The following is a 21,339-nucleotide window of genomic DNA, read 5'->3' on the forward strand; positions in this document are numbered from 1 at the left end:
ATTTTAACTACTCAACGGCTAAAAAGACCAAAGATTTTCGACTTTTTCACATGTTCCGGCGGATTAGCCTGTAACACTCTATTATCGACTACATCTTCTGCATTCTCTGAAAGCATATAGACCATATCAAGACCATAATTTTCACGTACCTCTCCATAGGCATCTGATAGACAAAAGCCTCTTGTTTTTGTGTTATGAGCATCCGATGCTATCAAATGAGCGAGATTAGCTTCTATTAACTGTTCGGAAAACTTTTTAATCTTCTTCCCAAAGTGACCACAGACACTCCCCGCTGTCAACTGAACGTAAGCTCCTTTTTTCACAAAGGAATACAATAGATCCGGATTTTCTATGATCTGCTTATTCCGTTCCGGATGGACGATAATCGGCTTGTAGCCTGCTACCTGAATATCAAAGAAAAGCTGGGTAGCAAAGCGTGGAACTGAACTCGACGGGAATTCAACAAGCACATAATTCGTGTTCGTATTAATAGGAAGAACTTCGTTTTCTTCCAGCCCCTGAACGAGTTCCCCATACACTCGTGTTTCCTGTCCAGGTAATACCTCGAGGTCAATGCCCCGCTCCTGAAAAGTTCGGTTCAATTCGGCTACCTGAATGGCAATGTTGTTTTTAAAGTTATCAAACACGCCGTTCTTATGGTGGGGTGTAGCGACGATGGTCTTAATTCCATCCGCGACAGCTGCTTCTGCCATCCTTATACTTTCTTCAATGGTTTGGGCGCCATCATCGACCCCAGGCAAAATATGACTGTGTATATCAATCAAAAGTCTGACTCCCCTCTTTATTAATCTTAATCCTATCCCTATATATTTCTCTTTATCTATCCGAAAATTTAATACTAAAAGAGATTATACCAATTTCATACAAAATATTGAACCCTTTTAGCTATATTTCTTTTAAAATTCCTAGCATTTTTCAATATTTTCACATAGGGTTTGTCTAATATTGAAAAATTACGACAAAAAAGAGAGCCGGAGGCTCTCTTTTTTATATTACTGTCCATAATAATAATAATAGTTGCTGGACTTAACGTCCTGATCATTTAAGACGACACCCAGGAGATTCGCCTGGGACTGCTCTAATTGTTCTTTAGCTTTCAGCGCTGACTCTTTTTCTGTCTGTTTACTTCGCACAACTAAAAGTACTCCATCGACAAAATTAGCAAGCACCTGAGAATCGGTCACTGCGTGAACAGGTGGTGTATCGAAGATAATCATATCATAGGTTTTCTTAGCTTCCTCGATAAATTCTTTCATCTTATTAGAACCTAACAGTTCAGAAGGATTCGGTGGAATCGGACCACACGTGATCACATCTAGTTTGTTCAACTCGGTGGGATTAGCAATCTCTGCTACTTTTTGAGCACCAATTAAATAATTGCTTAACCCTATTGTATTCGGTACTCGGAACGTATAATGAATCGTCGGTTTTCTTAAATCCGCATCCACAAGCAGCGTCTTCTTTCCTTGCTGAGCAAAGACTATGGCTGTGTTGGCTGTCGTAACCGACTTACCTTCTGATGGATTGGCTGAAGTAACTAGCATCGTTTCTAAATCTGTATCAACAGAAGTAAATTGTAAATTCGTTCGAACTGTTCGGAATTGCTCAGCAATTGGTGACTTTGGATTGTCTTTGGTGACTAAGTTCTTTGCTCTTGTGTTAACGGTTTTCTTTTTACGTGCCAACGGATTCACCTCTTACTTCTGCTACACGGGACTTATTTTTTTTTGTTCGTCCTACGCTTGCGGTATCATCAGCTGTAATGGTAGAAATCACACCCAGAACAGGAAGGCCAAGCGTTTGATCAATATCTTCTTCTGACTTAATCGAGTTGTCCATGTACTCAAGTAAGAAGGCAAGTCCAACACCCATCATAAGACCCACTACCAAGGCAATCGCAATATTGAGGGCCGTATTCGGGCTCACAGGAGCCGGGTTCGGTCCAACATTTGCTTCTGTTAGAACACTGATGTTGTCGACCCCGTTCATGACCTGCGGAACCTCTTGTTTAAATACTTCTACAGTTGTGTTAGCAATATCAGCAGCCATTATTGCATTGGAGTCTGTAGCTATAACGTTCACAACCTGGGATTCGTTGGCGTTCGACACTTGCAGTTTATTGGCAAGCGCTCCTGCAGTGATATCAAGATTTAATTCACTTGCGACTTGATCTAGTATTCTTGGACTTTCAATGATGACATTATATGTATTAATAAGTTCAACGTTTGTCCGAATGTCATTGATGTCATAGGCGGCGTTCTGTTGTTCACTCTGCGTCTGGTTGACGATAAATTGTGACGATGCTTCATAGGTCGGAGTAACTAAAAATATCGTATATGCTGCACTGATTGCAGCGAACCCAACAGCGAGAGCAATGATGAGCCAAATTTTCTTCTTGATGACCTCGAAAATTTCTTTCAAGGAAATGGTTTCTTCCATTAATAAACCTCCAATAATTGTCGAATTTACAGATAGGAACATTATAGCATACTCTTTTTAACTATAAGAGGGATGATCGCAAAATTTTCAATTGATTAACATTCTATAACTATTCCTTCCCATCTCTATCAATCGGCAAAAAGGTTATACATATAAACCATAAACTTTAAATTAATACCTAAGAACTAGATTTTTTTCGACACTAGCAAATAAACCATCAACATTCCCCTCAATTCGTCACAAACCATGTATAATAGGACTACATTCATATATTGATAGAAAGGTGTGTATCTATGAGCAAAAGGTATATCTTGCTTGCAATTGCAGTTCTGTTAACTGCAGGCGGGATCATTACATTTACAATGAGCGCTGCAAAAGCTGATACAATCGACGAACTATACAAGGAAGCAGATCAGGCTTTTGAAGACGAAAATTATGAAGAGAGTGTTCAACTCTATCAAAATGTGCTTGATAAGGATGGAGGCTATAAGGATGCAAGATTAAAGTTAGGAAAATCTTACATAGCTATTGAAGAGTATGAATCCGCTATTAAAGCATTAAATGACGGGATATATGAAAACCCGAAAGATGGAGCATTATATATTTTGCTTTCTGAAATTCACCTTTCACAAAACGATGTGGAGGAAGCTTACAACATATTAGATAAAGGGCTGAACTATAGTGATGAGGACTCAGTCACCTCAGCTATGAAGGAACTGGAATCTAATATATACGTGGATACGGACCGCCAGCTGGTTCAAGAAGGTTTTGAACGTAAAGTATCTCTAGTATGGGAAGATAATAAAGGGAAAAAACATACTCTTGATGCGGAATGGAATGTAGAAGACGATTCGATAGGTACATTAACCCCTGTAGAAAAACAGAAGAACCAATGGATGTTCTCAGCTAAAAAAACGGGCAGAACCCCAATTCATGTATCTTGGGATTCTTATCGCGAAACTATCGAATTTAAAGTGGAAAATCATGTGCTTGATGAAGTGAAACTGACACCTAAAGAATTTGAGCCTCTTAAAATAGATGAATCTGTCACCGTTTCTTACCAAGCAATGGATGAAGCAGGAGAAGAAATGGAGATTAAACCAGTGTGGTCTTCTTCCAGTGAATTGTTCTCCATAAAAGTAATGGAGGATCAATCCATTGAAATTACTGGGAAGGAAGATGGTACAGACAGTTTAACACTTCTTTATTTAGATTATAAAGATACTTTCCCTATCACCATCGGAGAAGAAACTGAAGAAGAAGAAAAGGAAGCTTTTAAAACAGATACGATAGGCAATGGTTCCATCTCCATCTTCCCTCCTAAAGAAAGCTTTGAAATTGGGGAGGACATTACCATCGAAGCCTTTCCAGATGAGGGATGGGAGTTTATCGGTTGGGAAGGGGATCTGAAAGAAACGAAGAATCCTCTGAACTTAACCGTAGAAGAAGAAATGAAAGTAATTGCCTATTTCGAGCCTATCCAACACCGTTTATCTTTGTCTATAACAGGAGAAGGAAATATCATTCGAGATTCGTTAAACTCCTTATATAATGATGGAGACGTTTTATCCTTGAGAGCAAGAGCGAAAGACGGGTGGGAGTTTGTCCGCTGGGAGGGAGATCAAAGTGGAAGTGATCGCAACATCTCTATCGAAATGAACGATGACAAATCTGTTCGGGCTGTATTTGAGAAAATAGAAGTTGAAAAAGAACCAGTACAGGAAGATCAGCCTGATCCAGAACCACCGGAAGAAGATGACCCTCCTGTTCCTGAGCCAACACCAGAACCAAAGCCGGAACCGGAGCCAGAACCTGAACCCACTCTCTTCAATTTATCTACTGGGGTCACCGGCAAGGGGAGTATAACCAAAAGTCAATCTGGTTCAGAGTTTAAAGCAGGGACTAAAGTAAATCTTACAGCTACAGCCAACAAAGGCTGGGTCTTTACAGGATGGAGTGGAAGTGTAACACAGTCTTCTTCTTCTATTACCATTACGATGAACGCAAACAAAAACGTACAGGCGAATTTTGAAAAGAAACCAGAACCAAAACCAAAAACCTACAGCCTTTCCACATCGGTTGAAGGTGAAGGAAGCATAATCACTTCAAAAACAACAGCTCCTAAGGGAGAAATCATTACGGTAGAAGCTTTCCCTGCAGAAGGCTGGGAATTTTCCGGTTGGAGTGGTGACCTACAAGGTTCTAATCGAATTACGTCTTTGACTATGAATAATAATAAAAATATTACAGCTGTATTCACTAAAGTTTCTGAATAGCAAAAAGAGCGGGCTCAGCGGCCCGCTCTTTCTTATTAATCCTGCTCTAATACATCCGCAATTCTTTTACTAGCTAAACCGTCTCCATAAGGATTACTGGCCTGACTCATCTTCTTATATTCTTCTTCATTCTCAAGAAGGAGCCTAAAGTTCTGATAGATATTTTGCTCATCTGTGCCTACGAGTTTTAGGGTTCCTGCGGCAACGCCTTCCGGACGCTCAGTTGTGTCACGCATCACGAGCACCGGCTTGCCCAAACTAGGCGCTTCTTCTTGAATTCCTCCGCTGTCTGTCAAAATCATATAAGATCTTGATAAGAAATTGTGGAAATCAAGCACTTCTAGTGGTTCAATAATTCTCACACGATCATGATCACCTAAGATATCGTTAGCTGCTTCTCTGACAACAGGGTTCATATGGATGGGATAAATCACTTTAATATCCTCATTCTCATCTACAATGCGCTTAATCGCCTTGAACATATTTCTCATAGGTTCACCAAGGTTCTCACGCCTATGGGCAGTTATCATAATCAAACGACTGTCAGACGCCCACTCAACCTGTTCATGAGTATAATCGGCTCTTACCGTCGTATGAAGCGCATCAATGGCTGTGTTTCCAGTTACAAAGACACTGGCTTCCTCTTTTTTCTCTTCAAGAAGATTTCCCTTAGACATCTCTGTTGGTGCAAAATTGTACTTCGCTACCAGACCTACCGCCTGTCTGTTAAACTCCTCAGGGTAAGGGGAATAGATATCATATGTTCTTAGTCCAGCCTCTACGTGCCCTACCGGGATTTGAAGGTAGAAGCACGCTAAAGAAGTAACAAACGTAGTTGAAGTGTCTCCATGGACTAATACAACATCCGGTTTTACTTCCTCTAAAACGGCTTTCATTTTATCCAGAATGTTTGTCGTTACATCAAACAGCGTTTGCTTATCCTTCATAATGGATAAATTGTAATCCGGCTCTACTTCAAATGCATCTAATACTTGCTGAAGCATTTCTTTATGCTGACCAGTGACACATACGGTTGTTTCTATGTTTTTTCTCGTTTTTAGTTCTTTCACTAATGGACACATTTTAATAGCTTCCGGTCTTGTGCCAAAGACGACCATAACTTTTTTCATTTTTGTACTCCTGCTCTAATATGTATTTATTTAAACCTATTTCCCCACAATAGATGCGACTGCTTTTATAAATGCCTCATAATATCTCTCTTCATAATGAAATGGAGATAATCCCCACTTATGGTTGATGTCTCCGTGATAGTCGCCATCTAATTGAATAGTTTTTACAATCCCAGGTAAGTTTCTTTCAATAAAAGAATAGAACCTTTCTAAACGTTTATTGTTTAATGTGATCTTATCCTGGTCGGGAAATTCTACAATATTCCCTTCGTTATCTATGTACGTTTTCATCCAATAGGCTTTATGTAAGATAACGGAACTAGGCGCTCTTACGGCTTTTAATTGGTGCAGAAAACTTAACGCAGACTGCTCCCATAACTCAAAATAATTCTTAGTATCTCCACTTTTATTAAATTCAAATATACCAGGGAGATTAGAATTCCTAAATTCATCCGATAACGTAATATAGGAGTCTTTATATGAAGCAACATCATATCTTTCATCAATAAAATCAATGATTAAATAATCTGAAGTAGAGGTTTCTATATATTTATTAAAGATTTTATTTAAATCATTATATACTGTCCTCTTTTGGAAGTTAGAATCCAGTTCTATTCCATCTACTTTTATAAACATGGGCGCAGAGTATATACTAATTAAGGATGATCTGGCAAAGTAATTGATTATAGAATAATCCGACTTTGCTTTCGTTAACTCAAAAGCATCCCTTGTCACACAACTACCTAGAATATCAAAGTTAACCATTCGTCTGTCACCTTTTCAACTTTTTATTTAAGTGAGGTTAAATAAGCAGAGTCTCAAAAAGCACTCTGCTTATTTTATCTGAATTGGAGATCGGTATTACTCACTGTTCAACTTAAATGTCAGTGTTTTCTTTTCTTCGTCTAGAAAGATATCATAATCCGCAGTTGTGAAGTAATACAGCTCTTTGTCACTAGATAACAATAATGAATCTTGTGTTAAGCTGCTGATTATATCAGCACTGAGATTAACATTAAGTAACTTTATCGTTTCAGCTTTCTTATTTTCATTGAAAGCATAACTTATACCGTCATCAGGAAATTCAAAAACTACTCGACTAAGTTCATCCTTTTCCTTACTTCTTTCAAATCCATCAAAACTAGATTCCAGTTCATCCATATCTTTGTTCATAAAAGCAAAAAAGTACTCATAGGAGGAAGCAAAAGTATCTGGAAAAGCTGGCTCAAGATCTCCCAGTGTCAAATCTTTAACACCTTCTTCATTGAGACCTATTTGAATGGATTTAGAGTTTAAATAATACTCATTATCGTTATATACAACTAAGTAGGTATCATCAATTCTCTTTTTCACAAAAACAGACGTAGCAAAAGGAAGTTCAGTAGATAGTTGGTTTAAATCACCGTCATCATAGAGAGAGGCAGTTCGCTCTACCACATATCCACGTTCAGATATGACTTCATCAGACGACGTCTTCTCATCATTAGGAGTACCTTTTGAAATGCTCTCAGATGGTTTCTCTTCCGCTTTCAATAATGGAATACCACTCTTTAAGTAATCACCTGGATTTTCCACGAACATCAATGCACCGCTGCCTATTAAAAGTATCAACATAGATAAGATCTGTAAATAAGTACGAATTCTAAATGGTCCTTTTGTCTTCCCATGGAGAGGGTCTGGACTGAATGGATCTATCTTCATTTGTTCAGTTAATTTATTTTGCTTAAAGTCTCTCTTTTCATTCTTGTCTAACTTGTTAAACCAATCAATATATTTTGTATACGCTTGAGATACAGTTTCTTTATCATCAAACATTTCCAATTGTCCATGACTCATCCATATTATGCGGTCAGATATAGATTTCACTTGAGCTAATGAATGGCTAATGAAAAAGATGGTCTTACCCTCAGCTTTAAATTCCTTGAATTTATCTACACACTTTTGGTGAAATGTTGAGTCTCCAACAGACAGTGCTTCATCTATTATAAGAATATCCGGCTTAATATGAACAGATATAGCAAAACCCAGTCTCGCTTTCATACCACTGGAGTAGCTCTTAATTGGTTGATCAATGAATTCCCCAATATCGGCAAATTCTACGATAGCCGGGGTCACTTCTTTTATCTCACTTTTGCTTAAACCATGCATCAAGCACTTTAACTCTATATTTTCATAACCCGTTAAATGATTGTTAAGACCTGCAGATATCGCTACTAATGTCGGTTCACCATTTATTTCTACACTCCCTCGTGTGGGAGGGATAACTTGGGCTAATAAATTCGACAATGTTGATTTTCCTGATCCATTTGTTCCTATTATTCCAACAGCTTCTCCTTCAAATACTTCAAAGGAAACATTTGAAACAGCATTGAATGTCTTTGTGGGCTTTTTAAAAGCAAATATATCTAACAATTGATCAGACTTCTTCTTAAAAAGACTGTATTGTTTTGACACATTTGTAAACTTTACAACTCGCTTCATAAAAGTATAAGCCTCCAAATTACAGATAATCTACAAATTTATTTTTGAAATTCTCGTGGAGGATAGCCCCTATTACGAGTACAAGAAATGTGAATAACCAAAAATACAAGGTATAGGTCCAGTCTTCAAAAAACCAGGACCTTCCAAGAAATGTATCCCGAAACCCAATAATGATATAGGCTAGTGGGTTTAACTTTATAATAGTCTGCACTTTTTCAGGGAATGTGTTTATAGTCCAAAAAATTGGAGTCAGAAAGAACATCATCCTCATGACAGACTGAACCATCAATTGGTAGTCACGGATAATTGCTGACACAGTCGAGGAAAACAATGTAATTCCGTAAATTAATACTAATAAACTGAAAATATAATAGGGAAGCTGGATTAAATACCAGCCCCCGCTAATCCCATACACGACTAAGACTATAGTCAGTAGAACCATCATAAACAAGAAATTCACTAAATTACCCAGGATTGTTATCGATGGTAGAATGCTTACCGGAAATTTCATTTTAGAAACTAAATTCACTTTGGTATACACACTGTTTGACCCTTGAGTAATACTTGGACTTATAAAAAACCAGGGAATCATCCCAATTAATAGATAAACGATAAATGGAATATCTCCTGTAGTACTACCTTGCCTTAACCCAAGACCAAAAATAAACCAATAAACGCTTATTTGGATCAAAGGGTTGATGAATTGCCAAAGGATCCCCAGATAATGCATCTGATACTGCCCTTTAATATCGTACATTGCTAAACGAAAGATTAAAGGGAAGTTAACAATTTGTTCCTTGAAAATCCTTAAAACAGGTGTCATGCCATAACCGGTACTTTCTTAGTGAATTTATGAAGGTTTCCAAAGCTCATATAGTTTACAGATTCATGAGCATTCGTAACAACATTCTTCGTATCAAACACCTGTAAATGATTCATAATTTCCAGCTGGGACCAATCAAGCTCTTTAAATTCATTATGATCTGTCAAAATAAGAATGAGATCTGAACCATTCACTGCTTGAGCCATGTCTTTTTCTACGAAGCTCTTTTCCACATGTGGATCAAATGCACGAACTTCAAAGTTACTTTGTTCATTCAACATTTCATAGATTTCCATCGCTGGGCTTTCTCTTATATCATCTACATTCCCTTTATACGATAATCCAAAAATTGTTACCGTTCTACCATCTACATTCTTCATTAGTTTATGGACATTTCCTACAACAAACTCAGGCATCGAGACATTCACTTCACGAGCTTGGTTTATCAGCTTCGCTTGTTCAGGAGCACTTGAAACCACGAAGTATGGGTCTACAGCTAAGCAATGGCCGCCTACTCCTGGTCCAGGAGTATGTAGGTTTACACGTGGGTGTTTATTTGCCATCTCGATAACGTCAAGAGCATTAATTTCCAATTCATCACAAACTTGGGTCAATTCGTTAGCGAGGGCAATGTTAACATCACGATACGTATTTTCCATTAGCTTGGACATTTCAGCCGTTTTGGCCTGGGTTTTAATAATTTCTCCCTGCACGAACGTTTCATATACTTTAGCTCCTGCTTCTGTACACTGCTCTGTCATACCGCCTACAATTCTATTGTTATAGATAAGTTCATGCATGATCTGGCCCGGCAGTACACGCTCTGGACAATGTACTAGGAAAATATCCTCCCCAATAGTAAACCCAGCCTGTTCAATCAAAGGCTTCACGTGATCATCCATCGTTCTCGGACCTATAGTCGACTCTACGATTAGCACATTGCCTTTATTAAGGTAAGGAATTGTATTTTCAATAGCAGCCTTTACATAAGTTAAATCACATGACTTGTATTTATCATTATTGTTAGGAGTAGGTACCGCGATAATGAAGGCATCTGATTCTTCAGGCGTTAAGGATGCTCTAAAATTCCCTGTTTCTACTACTTCAGTCAAGGCTTCCTGCAAGCCAGGCTCTTCAATATGAATTTTACCTGCATTTAATGAATCAATAACAGAAGTGTTCACGTCTACCCCTACAACTTCTACTCCATACTTTGCAAACATAACCGATGTTGGTAAACCAATATACCCTAATCCTACAGTTGTTATTTTCATAAATAATGACCTCCATATAATACTCTTCTATATATTAATTTTTTAAGTTAAAAGAGTTTATCAATACTCTATCCTTCTATTAAAGAGTGATAGGAGTTTTGTAATCTGATGTATAAGAATGTGATGCTGCATTTCGTAAAAGCTCCGCTTCGTCAACGTGCCATGTATGACTAGATGTATTGGCTCTTCTAAACAAGCAGAAGTTAAACTTATCATTCGAGTAAGTGAGATACCCTTCTTCTTTAGCTCTCTTTAATAAATCAGAATCCTCTCCCCGGCTTCTATCCGCAAAACCACCTAAATGATCAATTAATCTTCGAGTGAAAACTAAGGTAGCTCCAGACACAAAGTCAGAGTAGCTTTCTTCTCCGCCTCCCATTGTTTTCACAATAAGCATCTTTTGACTTTCAAGATATACATAGTGTGCACTCTTACCTACAACATCAGCATTGGAGTATTCCATAGAGTGAAGCATATCCAGCAAATAATTAGGGGCATAATAATCATCATCATCAAATTTTGCGATGACTTCTCCCGAAGAATGGTCAATAGCTTCATTCAGGCAATTACCTAGTGACACTGATTCGTCCACCTGTAAAACCTTCACATCCTGCTGTAAGTCTTTAAAATGTTTTTTCCATTTTTGAATGTTCATATCATCTTTATTTAATACAATGACGACTTCAAAATTCTTATAGGTTTGGCTCTGTATGTTCACATACAAGTTATCCAAAAACTCTTCCCGCTGCGTGGCAGATATAATTGAAACCTTAGGCTCAGATAATAAGTTCTTTTCTATTCCAACAGCATCACATATTTCTTGAAGCCTGTTTTTATATGTGTGATTCTCTTGAACAAAACGGAATCCTTCTTTTTCAATCTTCTCTCTTAGAATATCATTTTGGGTATACATTCTAAGAAGACGTTCTGTACTTTGTTGTGAATCTGATACAGGAACTAAGCTCCCAAACATCTCTTCAACACCTAAGGATGGCCCTGACATAACCATCGTTCTGGATGAAAGTAGCTCAAAAACTCGTCTTGCGAACATATATTTGCTGTCTTGGACAGAGTTTACATTTAAAAAGATATCAAAATTCTTATAAGCTTCTACCATCTGATTGTAATTCAGATTTCCTACGATGCTCTTTCTGTATTCTTCCGGCCATTGATTATTTGGAACGTCTTTAGGATCCATACCATGATAACGATCAAATATATGAGTCCCATATTTCAGGGATGGCTTAATAATGTTGTTAATATCTTTTTTTCTAAGTTCATGTTTGTTGTTATAGTATGATCCAGCAAAAGCAATTTTCCCAAGCTCGTTCTTATTCTTGTAAATCGGATTATGAATCTGCGGTTGAGCTGCAAACGCAAGCACATGTACATTATCATTGTTGGTATAAGCTTTATAATTTTCGATATTATTCTCATCTGCTGTAAAGATATGATCGAAATAAGAAGAGGCTTGTTTAAAGAAATCAAAGTTCTCTACACCTTCTTTATCCCAGAATAGTGTCAAGATCCCTTGATCCTTACAGAAGTCGGTAAGTTCCTTTAAAGCCGTTCTATGTTTGTTCACATGAATATTGGCAATTTCATATGTCCATTCGCCTTGATTACCTCTCCAACATGATTCAACTAATAGAAAATCGGGTTTGAAGTTTAACAATTCCTCTTTCCAATTCTCTTTGGAGATGGCTTTAAGATCACAATCATATCTGAAACACTCATGGCTAAATTCGTCTAAAATAGAAGCTACTTTTAAATCTTTTGATTTCACCTGTCTATTATACTTCAACTCTTCTACTGCTAGTTTGAAATCTCTTAGAGTTCCTTTTTTAGGCTTATGATCTGAAGAGTTGTCTACTGTATGACTCGTTAATTTATTATCCTGTTCGATCTTCATTTCATCGATCTGGAACGTACCAACACCTTCTAATCTTATAGCTACACGGTAAGAATGCGCTTCTTTAGGCACATCTACACGTATTGGCTTTTCAAGATAAGCAAACTCCAGTGTCTTTATCTTGCTTTCATCATTATAGAAGGACAAGAAAGTCGTAGGCTGAACTTTTTGTGAGAATTTAAAGCGGGTAGACAAAATCAGTTGGTTACCTACTATGTTCTTCTCTTCAGGTGGTTTATTGAAGTTTATGTTCTCTTCAAATAGAGAAAGGTATAACTTTTGGTGATTAAGCTTCATCTCTTGTTTAGAAAACCTAAAATCAATCGTTGTTGAAGCGTTGAAAAAGAAATCTGAAAAACCATGGACCTCAACTTTGGGCATGTTATTTAAGTTGTCAGCATATAATCTCTGCTTTCTAATATCTTCAAGTTGATCATTTAAGTAGTTTTGCAAGTTAGCCATTACCATACTTTTTTACTTCTCCTTTTCCAGTTCCAAACAATAAACCGCCCAAGCTTAGAACTCTTCATGTTCTCATATCTTTTTTCAATATATTGTCTCTCGGTCTCGATGCTTTTACATAAATGTACTAACTCTTCTTTTTCGTCTAGAGTACGATTCAATTGTTCACGCAATATCGTGTTTTCCTTCACGTAGTCCTTAATAGTTTGTAGTTCATTTGATTTCAACCATCTTCACTCCTTTTTGATAGGTTTGTTGATATGCATCTAAAAGGGAGATTTTCTCTTCCTCCCAATTGTAATTTAATTTTGAAGTATGACAGTTTGCAGCCATTTGCTGATGAAGCTCAGGGTTATTTAATAAATGATTTACACCCTCAGCAATTGACTTATGGTCATGAGAATCAACACATATGCCGATTTCTTCATTCTCTACAACTTTCTGAATTTCTGGAAAGCTGCAAGCTACAACCGGAACACCGCTCATCATGTACTCAAATAATTTATTTGAGGAGGCTGAGTAATGGTTGAAACAGACATTGTTCAATACCTGGAAACCAATATAACCATTACTGGTATATCTCGGCAGTTCATTTAAAGGTACTTTAGGGATGAATTTCACCTTTTCCTCAAGCCCCATTTCCTTCACCTGTTTCTCCAGTTGGGGTTTTATCTTTCCATCACCAACAAAGACTAGTGTTCCTTCATTGAATAAAGGAGCTGCCTGTACAAGATTCTCCAATCCTCTTCCGGTTTGGATGCCTCCTTGGTAAAGCAGTATCTTTTCATCTTTAGGGAGGCCTAATATCTCATGCAATGGAGCTTTTTCCAAATGTTGTTTACCTTTCTGTTTAAATGGGTAATTATGAACCACAGACGGGTAAAAACCATAGAGATCATCGTTATATTGAGCACGAGTATGGTTTTCCACTATCATGGAATCGATTCTAGTAATTAAGAACTTCTCTAGTTTTCCATGATAGGCACTTTCATAACCAGTTCGACTTGTTTGTACTTCGTGTGAATCATAAATTAGTTTTTTCTTATTTAAACGTAGCTTAGAGCAAATGTATCCTTGCGGCAAAGTATTAAGGTCATTCGAATGGTATATAGAATACTTTTTCTGGTAGCCTCTTAAGATCATTCGCAAAATAATGCTTCCTCTTATCCAGGCCACTCTTACTTTCGTTTTTAATAGAGTAAAAGCTAGTATTGATAAAGCACCTACAATAACTGGACTCGCGTACATACATAAGAGCCATAGAACAAATGCCAAGGCCCCGATAACTTTATTTTTCATAAAGAAACGGTAAGCTTTCTGCATCAGTTGCAGCATGACAGGATATCTACGCACACGAAAAACCCTGAAGTTTTCGTTTCTCTCCTCATACATAGGAAGCTCCGTATCTTTAGGGTCGTGAATACATATAAGATCAACTTTGTAATCTTTTTCAGATAAAGCTGTACATTCCCGTAATACCCTGGCGTCATTTGTGAAATGATTCCAGACAAACATACAAACATTTTTATTCATTATAGTTCAACCTTACGTAGTTTATTTGTAATCCTCTTCTCCTGCTTTTCCATGATCCCAATTAAGGAATGGATGTTTTCTTCCCACATGAAGTTCCTTCTCACGTATTGCTGGGCATTTTTACTTAAACGTTTTTGTAACAAGGGATCTTCTAAAAGTCGGTCAATATAACTTACTAAGTCATCTGCGTGCTTTGTATCAGAAACGAAACCCGCTTCATTTTCCTTAATTACATTCTTAGCCAGTCCATCTACGGAACCTATAATAGGAACACCACAAGTCATATAATCAATGATTTTTCCAGGCAGGACTGTCTTGAATACATCTTTATCTACTAGAGTAACAATTCCAACTTGATGTTCAGAAATTAACTCAAAGCACTCTGCTCGGGTTGCAGGGTGTACAAAGGTGACATTGTTCAGCTTTCTTGCTTTAATTTCTTCTTTCAGATGCTGGCTATGATACCCATATCCCATAATGGTCAACTCAACATTACGGTTCTTAAGCTTTTCAGCTAATAGAAGAAGAATTTCATTATCCTGAGCCAACCCTAGATTTCCAGCGTATATGGCTTTAAACGTTTTTGAGTTATACGTAGGCTTAGATATTTCATGAAACCTTGCACCATTCGGAACATAAGTAATTTTGTCCTCTGTTCCTTCCTGTTCATTTTTGATATGCTCAATAAACCCCTGACTGTTGACGACAATCTCATCCGCTCTTCTATATAACATTTTTTCAATCTTCCGGAAAAACCCTATAATTAAGGGGTAGTTAAACACACCTACACCTTTTAACGAATCCGGCCATAAATCTCTTATCTCAAGTATTAACTTCGCTTTAAACCTAAACTTAGCTATTAGTCCAACAACAGCGACAAAAATAGGCGGAGACGTAGTGTACACATACTCGTACTTCTCTCTTCTCCCTAAGACAATCCCAATCATTTTTATAGCCATCTCTAAGTAATATACTAAACGATTCATGAAACTACGTGAGTACTTACGATTTTGTATTTTCACTCTCGTTACGTCGGTCGTTTCATTTAATTGTTGATCATCCCAAAAAGAGGGATCATCATAAAAATTGCGATTTGGATATGTAGGATCGGTGGTCAATACATCAATCTCGTAGCCTTCTTTTTTGAGCATGAGATAGATGTTTTTCATTCTGTTCCCAGCGCTCCCAATCTCAGGATAAAAATTTTGTGATATAAGCAATATTTTTTTAGTCATAATCCCTCTTTCCATAAATATACAATGATATAGTTATAGATTATGTATATTTACTGACTAAAGATCTATAAATCCTAAAGCATCCTCCAAATTACCCAGGCCATAAAAAAACCCAACTATTGAAAAGTAGGGAATAAAGCGGCTCATGATTTTTTCATAGGTAATTCTATGAATCTAGGTGTTAATTTCGATTTCAATACTGGCTATTATAACAGTATTTAGTCCTAAATTGAAGTATTTATGATGTTTTTTTACAATTTTTGTTGTATTTTGACGAAAGTTTAAGAAGTTATAATTCTTCTTTGATGCTTTCTTTATGATGATGGATAGTCCGCGTGAGAAGCATCATAAAAATTAACGTGAATGCTTAAATGAGTTCCAGCATATATTTAGGAATTTTAAAACTGTGTAATAATAAAAGCGCAAGCACCATATTCGGCCCTTACGCGTTCATTTACAGTGTAAAATGGCACTATCTTCGCCAATATTCTCTTCTCAGTCGTGAGTCTTTTATGATTCTAAGAGTATTGAGGAGGTTCAAGGTGAGTGACATAGGTCCCGGCAATTAAATCATGGATCGAGCGTTTGTCTTTCCGCATGCCGACCATAAACGCACTGACGATCAGTCCGATACCAAAAGTGAGGCCATACACAACTGCAGCTCCCACTTCCCGTGCCGCCATTCTTCCAAAACCCACGTCTGATCCGTCCTTTTGTACAATCCGCACGCCTGCTGCTCTTTTTCCTAACGTGTACCCAAACCAAAAGGCAGGCAGGAGTATAGCATAAATAATGCGGAGCAGATTGACTGGATTGTCCACCCCCGTCCTCATATCACCATAAATCAAATAAGTAAGAGGTAGGATAACAATAGATACCGCAATCCCGTCTACAATCCCTGCGAACAATCTGACCCAGAACCCTGCTGGCTGCTTCCCTTCCATATACAAATCTCCTTTCATTCTACAATTTCTATACCACAAAATGGTAAGGATACACTTAGCGATCCTCCACACAGTATATGTGCCAGATTTTCAAAGTGAATTTACAACATCACTTTTATAGCGAAAGGCCATAACCCTTCACTATCTACATACATACATTTATAGATAGGTCCGTTGTGCTGGGTTATGAATGGGGTGGATAGGAAATGATGAGACTCCCGCGGGAGAAGGAGCTAGGCGAGGCCCCACAGGGAGTGCTAACGACCGAGGAGACTTGCCAGTTCCCCCGCAGGAAAGCGAGTTATTTCCTATCCACCCGCCCCCGATTATAGTAACGGAGCTACTAAGCGTTAGAGACTATATAATAAAAAAGGTCAGCAACCATTTAAAGGTGCTGACCTTTTTCAATGTCTATTACACGTTCATCCAGTCTGTGTGGAACGTTCCTTCTTTATCAATACGCTGATACGTATGCGCACCAAAGTAATCACGCTGCGCCTGCAGTAGGTTTGCCGGCAGCTTCGCTGTGCGGTAGCTATCGTAGTAAGCTAAAGCACTGGAGAACGCTGGTACAGGAATGCCGTTTTGGATCGCAAGTCCAAGTGTTTCACGCAGTTCTTTCTGGTATGTTGTTGCGATATCCGTGAAGTACGGATCAAGAAGAAGGTTGGATAGGTTCTCATCACGATCATACGCTTCTTTGATCTTCGCAAGGAACTGCGCACGGATGATACAGCCACCGCGGAAGTTCATCGCGATGTCGCCGTACTGAAGATCCCAGCCTTTTTCTTCACTCATGGACTGCATTTGAGCAAATCCTTGAGCGTAGGAGCAGATCTTACTCATATACAACGCTTTACGGATCGATTCGATTGCTTCTTCTTTGTTGCCTGTAAATTTCACTTCTGGACCGGTCAAGTGTTGGCTTGCTTTTACGCGCTCTTCTTTCATCGCAGAGATGAAACGGGAGAATACAGACTCTGTGATGATTGGAAGCGGTACGCCAAGGTCAAGAGCACTCTTACTCGTCCATTTTCCTGTTCCTTTTTGACCCGCTGTATCAAGAATCACTTCAACAAGCGGCTTGCCTGTTTCTTCGTCGACTTTTGTGAAGATGTCAGCTGTAATTTCGATCAGGTAGCTGTCTAGTTCGCCTTCGTTCCACTCTTTGAAGACTTCGTGAAGTTCCTGCGCGGAAAGACCAAGGACATGCTTCATAATGAAGTACGCTTCACAGATCAGCTGCATGTCGCCGTATTCGATGCCGTTGTGCACCATTTTCACGTAGTGACCAGCACCGCCGCGGCCCATGTAGGCAGCACATGCCGTTCCTTCAACCTTCGCTGCCATCGCATCAAAGATTGGTTTGACTTCGTTATACGCTTCGATTGGTCCGCCAGGCATGATGGAAGGTCCTTTACGCGCACCTTCTTCACCGCCGGAGAAACCTGTACCGATAAAGTGGATGCCTTTTTCTTCTAAGTAAGCCGCACGGCGCTCGGTATCTTCGTAATACGTGTTTCCGCCGTCAATCAGCATGTCACCTTTATCCAGGTGAGGAACAAGGCTTTCGATCACTTTATCTGTCGTTTCGCCTGCTTTGACCATCATAAGAATCTTGCGCGGTTTTTCTAAAGAAGCAACGAATTCTTCAGCACTGTACGCGCCGGAAATATTGCCGGTATTTTCTTCATTGTTGACCATTTCATCTACACGGTCTGTCCAATAGTCATAAACCGATACTTTATAGCCGTTGTCTTGTATGTTAAGAGCAAGGTTTGCCCCCATAACTCCTAAACCGATCACACCGATGTTTTGTTTCTCCATGTTTTAATCAGTCCCTTTCTGTTCTATGTGTTTATTTAAACTTCCCACCATGTAAAGCCGTCTTCGTTTAAAAGCTTTTCAGCTGCTTCCGGACCACGTGATCCCGCGTTATAGCCGTGCAGTGGAAGTTCATCTGCTTCAAATGCTTCTAAGATAGGCTGAATCCATTTCCAGGAAAGTTCTACTTCATTCCAGTGAGCGAAGTACGTAGAATTTCCAGCCATCGCATCGTTCAGCAGGTTCTCATACGCTTCAGGCTGCTGGTCCAGGTTTTTAGAGAAGTTGATATAGGCCGGTTCGAACTTCTCATTGCCATCGTCTTTAAGATTAATGCGAAGCCCGACACTTTCATTCGGGTTGATCTCAATAATCAACAGGTTGGACATAGCGCCTTGACTATCCGCTTCCTGCACTTCGTTTTTAAATTCGATAATGATACGGGTCGATTTCTTCTCCATTCGTTTTCCTGTACGGATATAGAACGGAATGCCTTTCCAGTACTCATTATCAATATAAAGACGGGCAGCAAAATAAGTATCATTGTTGGACGTTTCTTCCACGTCTTTTTCATCTTTGTAGCCGACGACCGCCTGCGCGTCCATTTCGCCTGCTTCATACTGTCCGCGGACGACATGGGTGGCGACGTCATCTTTATCAATCGGGCGCAGCGCTTCCATAATCTTCGTCTTCTTCTCTTCAATTTGTTTAGCAGACAGTTTTTCCGGATGATGCAGGGCTGTCATCATGACTAATTGCAGCAGGTGGTTCTGCACCATATCGCGGATCGCGCCGGATTTATCATAGTAGCCAGCCCGCGTGCCGACGCCGACTGTTTCACTGGCTGTAATTTGTACGCTTGCGATCTGTTCATGGTTCCAAAGCGACTTCAGAATCGGGTTGGGACGAATCAATGATTCAAGGTTCTGTACCATTGGTTTTCCTAAGTAATGGTCAATACGGAAGATTTCCTCCTCATCGAACACTTTTGTCAGTTCTTGATTTAAGTGACGGGCGGAGTGCAGATCACTGCCGAATGGTTTCTCAACAATGAGTTTCTTCCATCCATCAAGTTCTGTCATGCCGCTCTTATGAAGCGATTCTGTAATCGGTTCAACCAGACTTGGAGCAACAGAAAGATAGAAAAGACGATTTTCAGGGATCGACTTCTCTGCCTCGCGTTCTTCAATGAAAGCTTTCAGATCCTGATAGGACTGCGGTTCCATTGCATCAAAAATAAAGTAGCGGAAGCTTTCCAGAAACTCATCGAGATGAGAAGAATCCACGTCTCTTCTTGAGAAGGACTCCAGTGACTCTTTAATGATGGAATGAAAATCTTCCTGTGAATACTTCCGGCGTCCTAAGCCAACGACAGATAGAGAGGATGGCATTTTCCCCTCGATAAATAAATTATACAAAGCCGGGTAGATCTTACGCTTCGCCAAATCCCCGCTGGCCCCAAATAATACAAATGTCATATCGTCCATCGTTTCAACGGAATCGATTCCATCAATAGTGTTGTGTTCGTCTTTACGATCCATTTCTAGTTTACCTCCTGTTTCCTGTGCCTTACACCATTTTTTAGTATAAAGCAAGATATGGAATTATGTAAGTAATCCACCTTGATTTTTGTCAGATTTGATCGAATATTCGAACTAAAGCGTTTGCATACACAATGTAGAAACAAGGTTAATCTTAGAGAAGTATACACCTTACAACCGCCACTGTTAAGTAGCAAAACTTTGTTTGAAATCGTAAGTTCCTTCGAAGCATACTAAGACAACTTGCGCTGTTTAGATGAGCACTTTCATTCCTTACAAAAGAAAACAGGCACCGGGGTTCCCAGGCGCCTGTTCCCTCCTCTTATCGTTCATCTAGAAAGAGAAACTATGCATCACTTCTGATAGAGCTTGATGATTTCTTTTAGCAGACGTTCAGTATCATTTTCGCGGGCGGTCTGTTCACCCTTTTCAACCATGCTGTGTCTAAGCGCTGGATCGTCCATCACGTTCTCGATACCCTGCTTCAAGGACCAGGCATCTTTTGGCTGGACGAGCACACCGGCACCATCACTTAAAAGGTAGGACAGCCCGCCGACATCAGAACCGACAACAGGTGTATGGCACGACATCGCTTCCAGCGCAACAAGGCCGAATCCTTCAATATACGAAGGAAGGACAAATAGATCGGCGGCAGCCATCCATTTGGCTAACGTCTGCTGATCTTTCGGCCCATGGAAATGAACGACTTGCTTATTTTCTTTATGAACGCTTTGCTTCAGTTCCTCAAGGTAGCTTTCATCTTTCACGCTGCCGACGAAGTGAAGCTCTGCGTTTTTTCGTTCGTTCCTGATTTCTTGGAAGGCTTCCAGCAGTTCACTTAAGCCCTTTGCTTTAATATGGTTGCCGACATACAGGATATGAAAGCGATCTGGGGAGAGCTTCAGCTCCTGCTTCATTTCTTTTGCATCAGCGGGAGCAAATACGCTCCGGTCTACACCCATATTAATGAGGGAAACCTTCTCACTGTCTATGCCGAACTTCTCTGTCACTTCTGTTTTTAACGCCTCTCCTACAACGATGACTTCATCCGCTTCCTGCAGAATCCGTTTCGTTAAAGAAGCAATCGTTTTATTCTTATTCGCCATCTGATCAAGGTCCCCGCCGTGCGAGGTGACGACAAGCTTTGCGCCAAACACTTTTTTAAAAAGCAGAGCCGGAAGTCCGCTCGGAAAAATGTAGTGCGCATGGACGACATCATACTGGCGTCCTTTTGTAATAAAAGCAAGCAGAATTTTAACGAGCCAGTTCAGGTATTTCCTAATGACGTTGACTTTACCGCCACGGTTGTCGCGGTTTACGGCTGTATCGATCGTCAGACCTTTTTCTTTCAAGGCTTCAACCTGATTTTTTACGAAGATGCCGTAGGTCGGATGTTTCCGGCTTGGATACATATTGCTGATGACGAGTACACGTTGACTCATAG

Annotated in this window: 16 protein-coding genes; 1 reads left to right on the plus strand and 15 read right to left on the minus strand. The window is 39.3% G+C overall.

All coding sequences use genetic code 11. The annotated features are described in order from the left end of the window. Window positions 1–11: 11 nt before the first annotated feature. The 3 genes from LC036_RS08775 to LC036_RS08785 form a co-directional block, all read right to left on the minus strand. Complete coding sequence (locus LC036_RS08775; protein WP_226581145.1) at window positions 12–785, minus strand: tyrosine-protein phosphatase; 774 nt, start codon at window positions 783–785, stop codon at window positions 12–14. Window positions 786–1,013: 228 nt separating this feature from the next. Further along, window positions 1,014–1,706, minus strand: coding sequence for a CpsD/CapB family tyrosine-protein kinase (locus tag LC036_RS08780; protein WP_226581147.1), 693 nt, complete (start codon window positions 1,704–1,706; stop codon window positions 1,014–1,016). Continuing rightward, entirely contained in the window at window positions 1,696–2,460 is a 765-nt protein-coding gene (locus LC036_RS08785; RefSeq protein ID WP_226581149.1) for a YveK family protein, read from the minus strand. The genes LC036_RS08780 and LC036_RS08785 overlap by 11 nt, the downstream gene beginning before the upstream one ends. Window positions 2,461–2,753: 293 nt before the next feature. Between LC036_RS08785 and LC036_RS08790 the strand changes: the two genes are divergently transcribed. Further along, window positions 2,754–4,736 carry an InlB B-repeat-containing protein gene (locus tag LC036_RS08790; protein WP_226581151.1) on the plus strand — a complete coding sequence of 661 codons (1,983 nt, stop codon included), beginning with the start codon at window positions 2,754–2,756 and terminating at the stop codon, window positions 4,734–4,736. Between the two features lie 35 nt (window positions 4,737–4,771). Here LC036_RS08790 and wecB read toward each other — a convergent pair whose 3' ends face one another. From wecB to LC036_RS08850, 12 genes are all read right to left on the minus strand, one after another. Then, a complete protein-coding gene (gene wecB / locus LC036_RS08795; RefSeq protein ID WP_226581154.1) occupies window positions 4,772–5,866 on the minus strand; it encodes a non-hydrolyzing UDP-N-acetylglucosamine 2-epimerase in 1,095 nt (364 codons plus the stop codon). Between the two features lie 36 nt (window positions 5,867–5,902). Further along, window positions 5,903–6,631 (minus strand): DUF6270 domain-containing protein, encoded by a 729-nt coding sequence (locus tag LC036_RS08800; protein WP_226581157.1) that lies wholly within the window; start codon window positions 6,629–6,631, stop codon window positions 5,903–5,905. A gap of 96 nt (window positions 6,632–6,727) precedes the next feature. Then, window positions 6,728–8,347 (minus strand): ATP-binding cassette domain-containing protein, encoded by a 1,620-nt coding sequence (locus LC036_RS08805; protein WP_226581160.1) that lies wholly within the window; start codon window positions 8,345–8,347, stop codon window positions 6,728–6,730. 19 nt (window positions 8,348–8,366) lie between these two features. Then, window positions 8,367–9,170, minus strand: coding sequence for an ABC transporter permease (locus LC036_RS08810; protein WP_226581163.1), 804 nt, complete (start codon window positions 9,168–9,170; stop codon window positions 8,367–8,369). Further along, on the minus strand, window positions 9,167–10,444 hold the full coding sequence (locus LC036_RS08815; protein WP_226581167.1) for a nucleotide sugar dehydrogenase: 1,278 nt from the start codon (window positions 10,442–10,444) through the stop codon (window positions 9,167–9,169). The genes LC036_RS08810 and LC036_RS08815 overlap by 4 nt, the downstream gene beginning before the upstream one ends. Before the next feature lie 79 nt (window positions 10,445–10,523). Beyond that, the gene (locus LC036_RS08820; RefSeq protein ID WP_226581171.1) at window positions 10,524–12,818 is read right to left on the minus strand and encodes a glycosyltransferase; all 2,295 of its coding nucleotides are present in this window, start codon (window positions 12,816–12,818) and stop codon (window positions 10,524–10,526) included. Window positions 12,819–13,031: 213 nt separating this feature from the next. Next, window positions 13,032–14,354, minus strand: coding sequence for a glycosyltransferase (locus LC036_RS08825; protein WP_226582482.1), 1,323 nt, complete (start codon window positions 14,352–14,354; stop codon window positions 13,032–13,034). Further along, window positions 14,351–15,601 (minus strand): glycosyltransferase family 4 protein, encoded by a 1,251-nt coding sequence (locus LC036_RS08830; protein WP_319004448.1) that lies wholly within the window; start codon window positions 15,599–15,601, stop codon window positions 14,351–14,353. Before LC036_RS08830 ends, LC036_RS08825 begins: the two co-directional genes overlap by 4 nt. A gap of 503 nt (window positions 15,602–16,104) precedes the next feature. Then, window positions 16,105–16,530 (minus strand): RDD family protein, encoded by a 426-nt coding sequence (locus LC036_RS08835; protein WP_226581177.1) that lies wholly within the window; start codon window positions 16,528–16,530, stop codon window positions 16,105–16,107. A 414-nt stretch (window positions 16,531–16,944) separates the two neighbouring features. Continuing rightward, window positions 16,945–18,357: an NADP-dependent phosphogluconate dehydrogenase gene (gene gndA, locus LC036_RS08840; RefSeq protein WP_226581179.1), complete on the minus strand. Its 1,413-nt coding sequence runs from the start codon at window positions 18,355–18,357 to the stop codon at window positions 16,945–16,947. Window positions 18,358–18,392: 35 nt separating this feature from the next. Further along, entirely contained in the window at window positions 18,393–19,841 is a 1,449-nt protein-coding gene (gene zwf, locus LC036_RS08845) for a glucose-6-phosphate dehydrogenase (protein WP_226582484.1), read from the minus strand. 407 nt (window positions 19,842–20,248) lie between these two features. Continuing rightward, the gene (locus LC036_RS08850) at window positions 20,249–21,337 is read right to left on the minus strand and encodes a glycosyltransferase (protein ID WP_226581182.1); all 1,089 of its coding nucleotides are present in this window, start codon (window positions 21,335–21,337) and stop codon (window positions 20,249–20,251) included. Window positions 21,338–21,339: the final 2 nt, after the last annotated feature.

This window comes from Halobacillus litoralis (genome assembly GCF_020524025.1).
GTDB classification, from domain to species: domain Bacteria; phylum Bacillota; class Bacilli; order Bacillales; family Halobacillaceae; genus Halobacillus; species Halobacillus litoralis_D.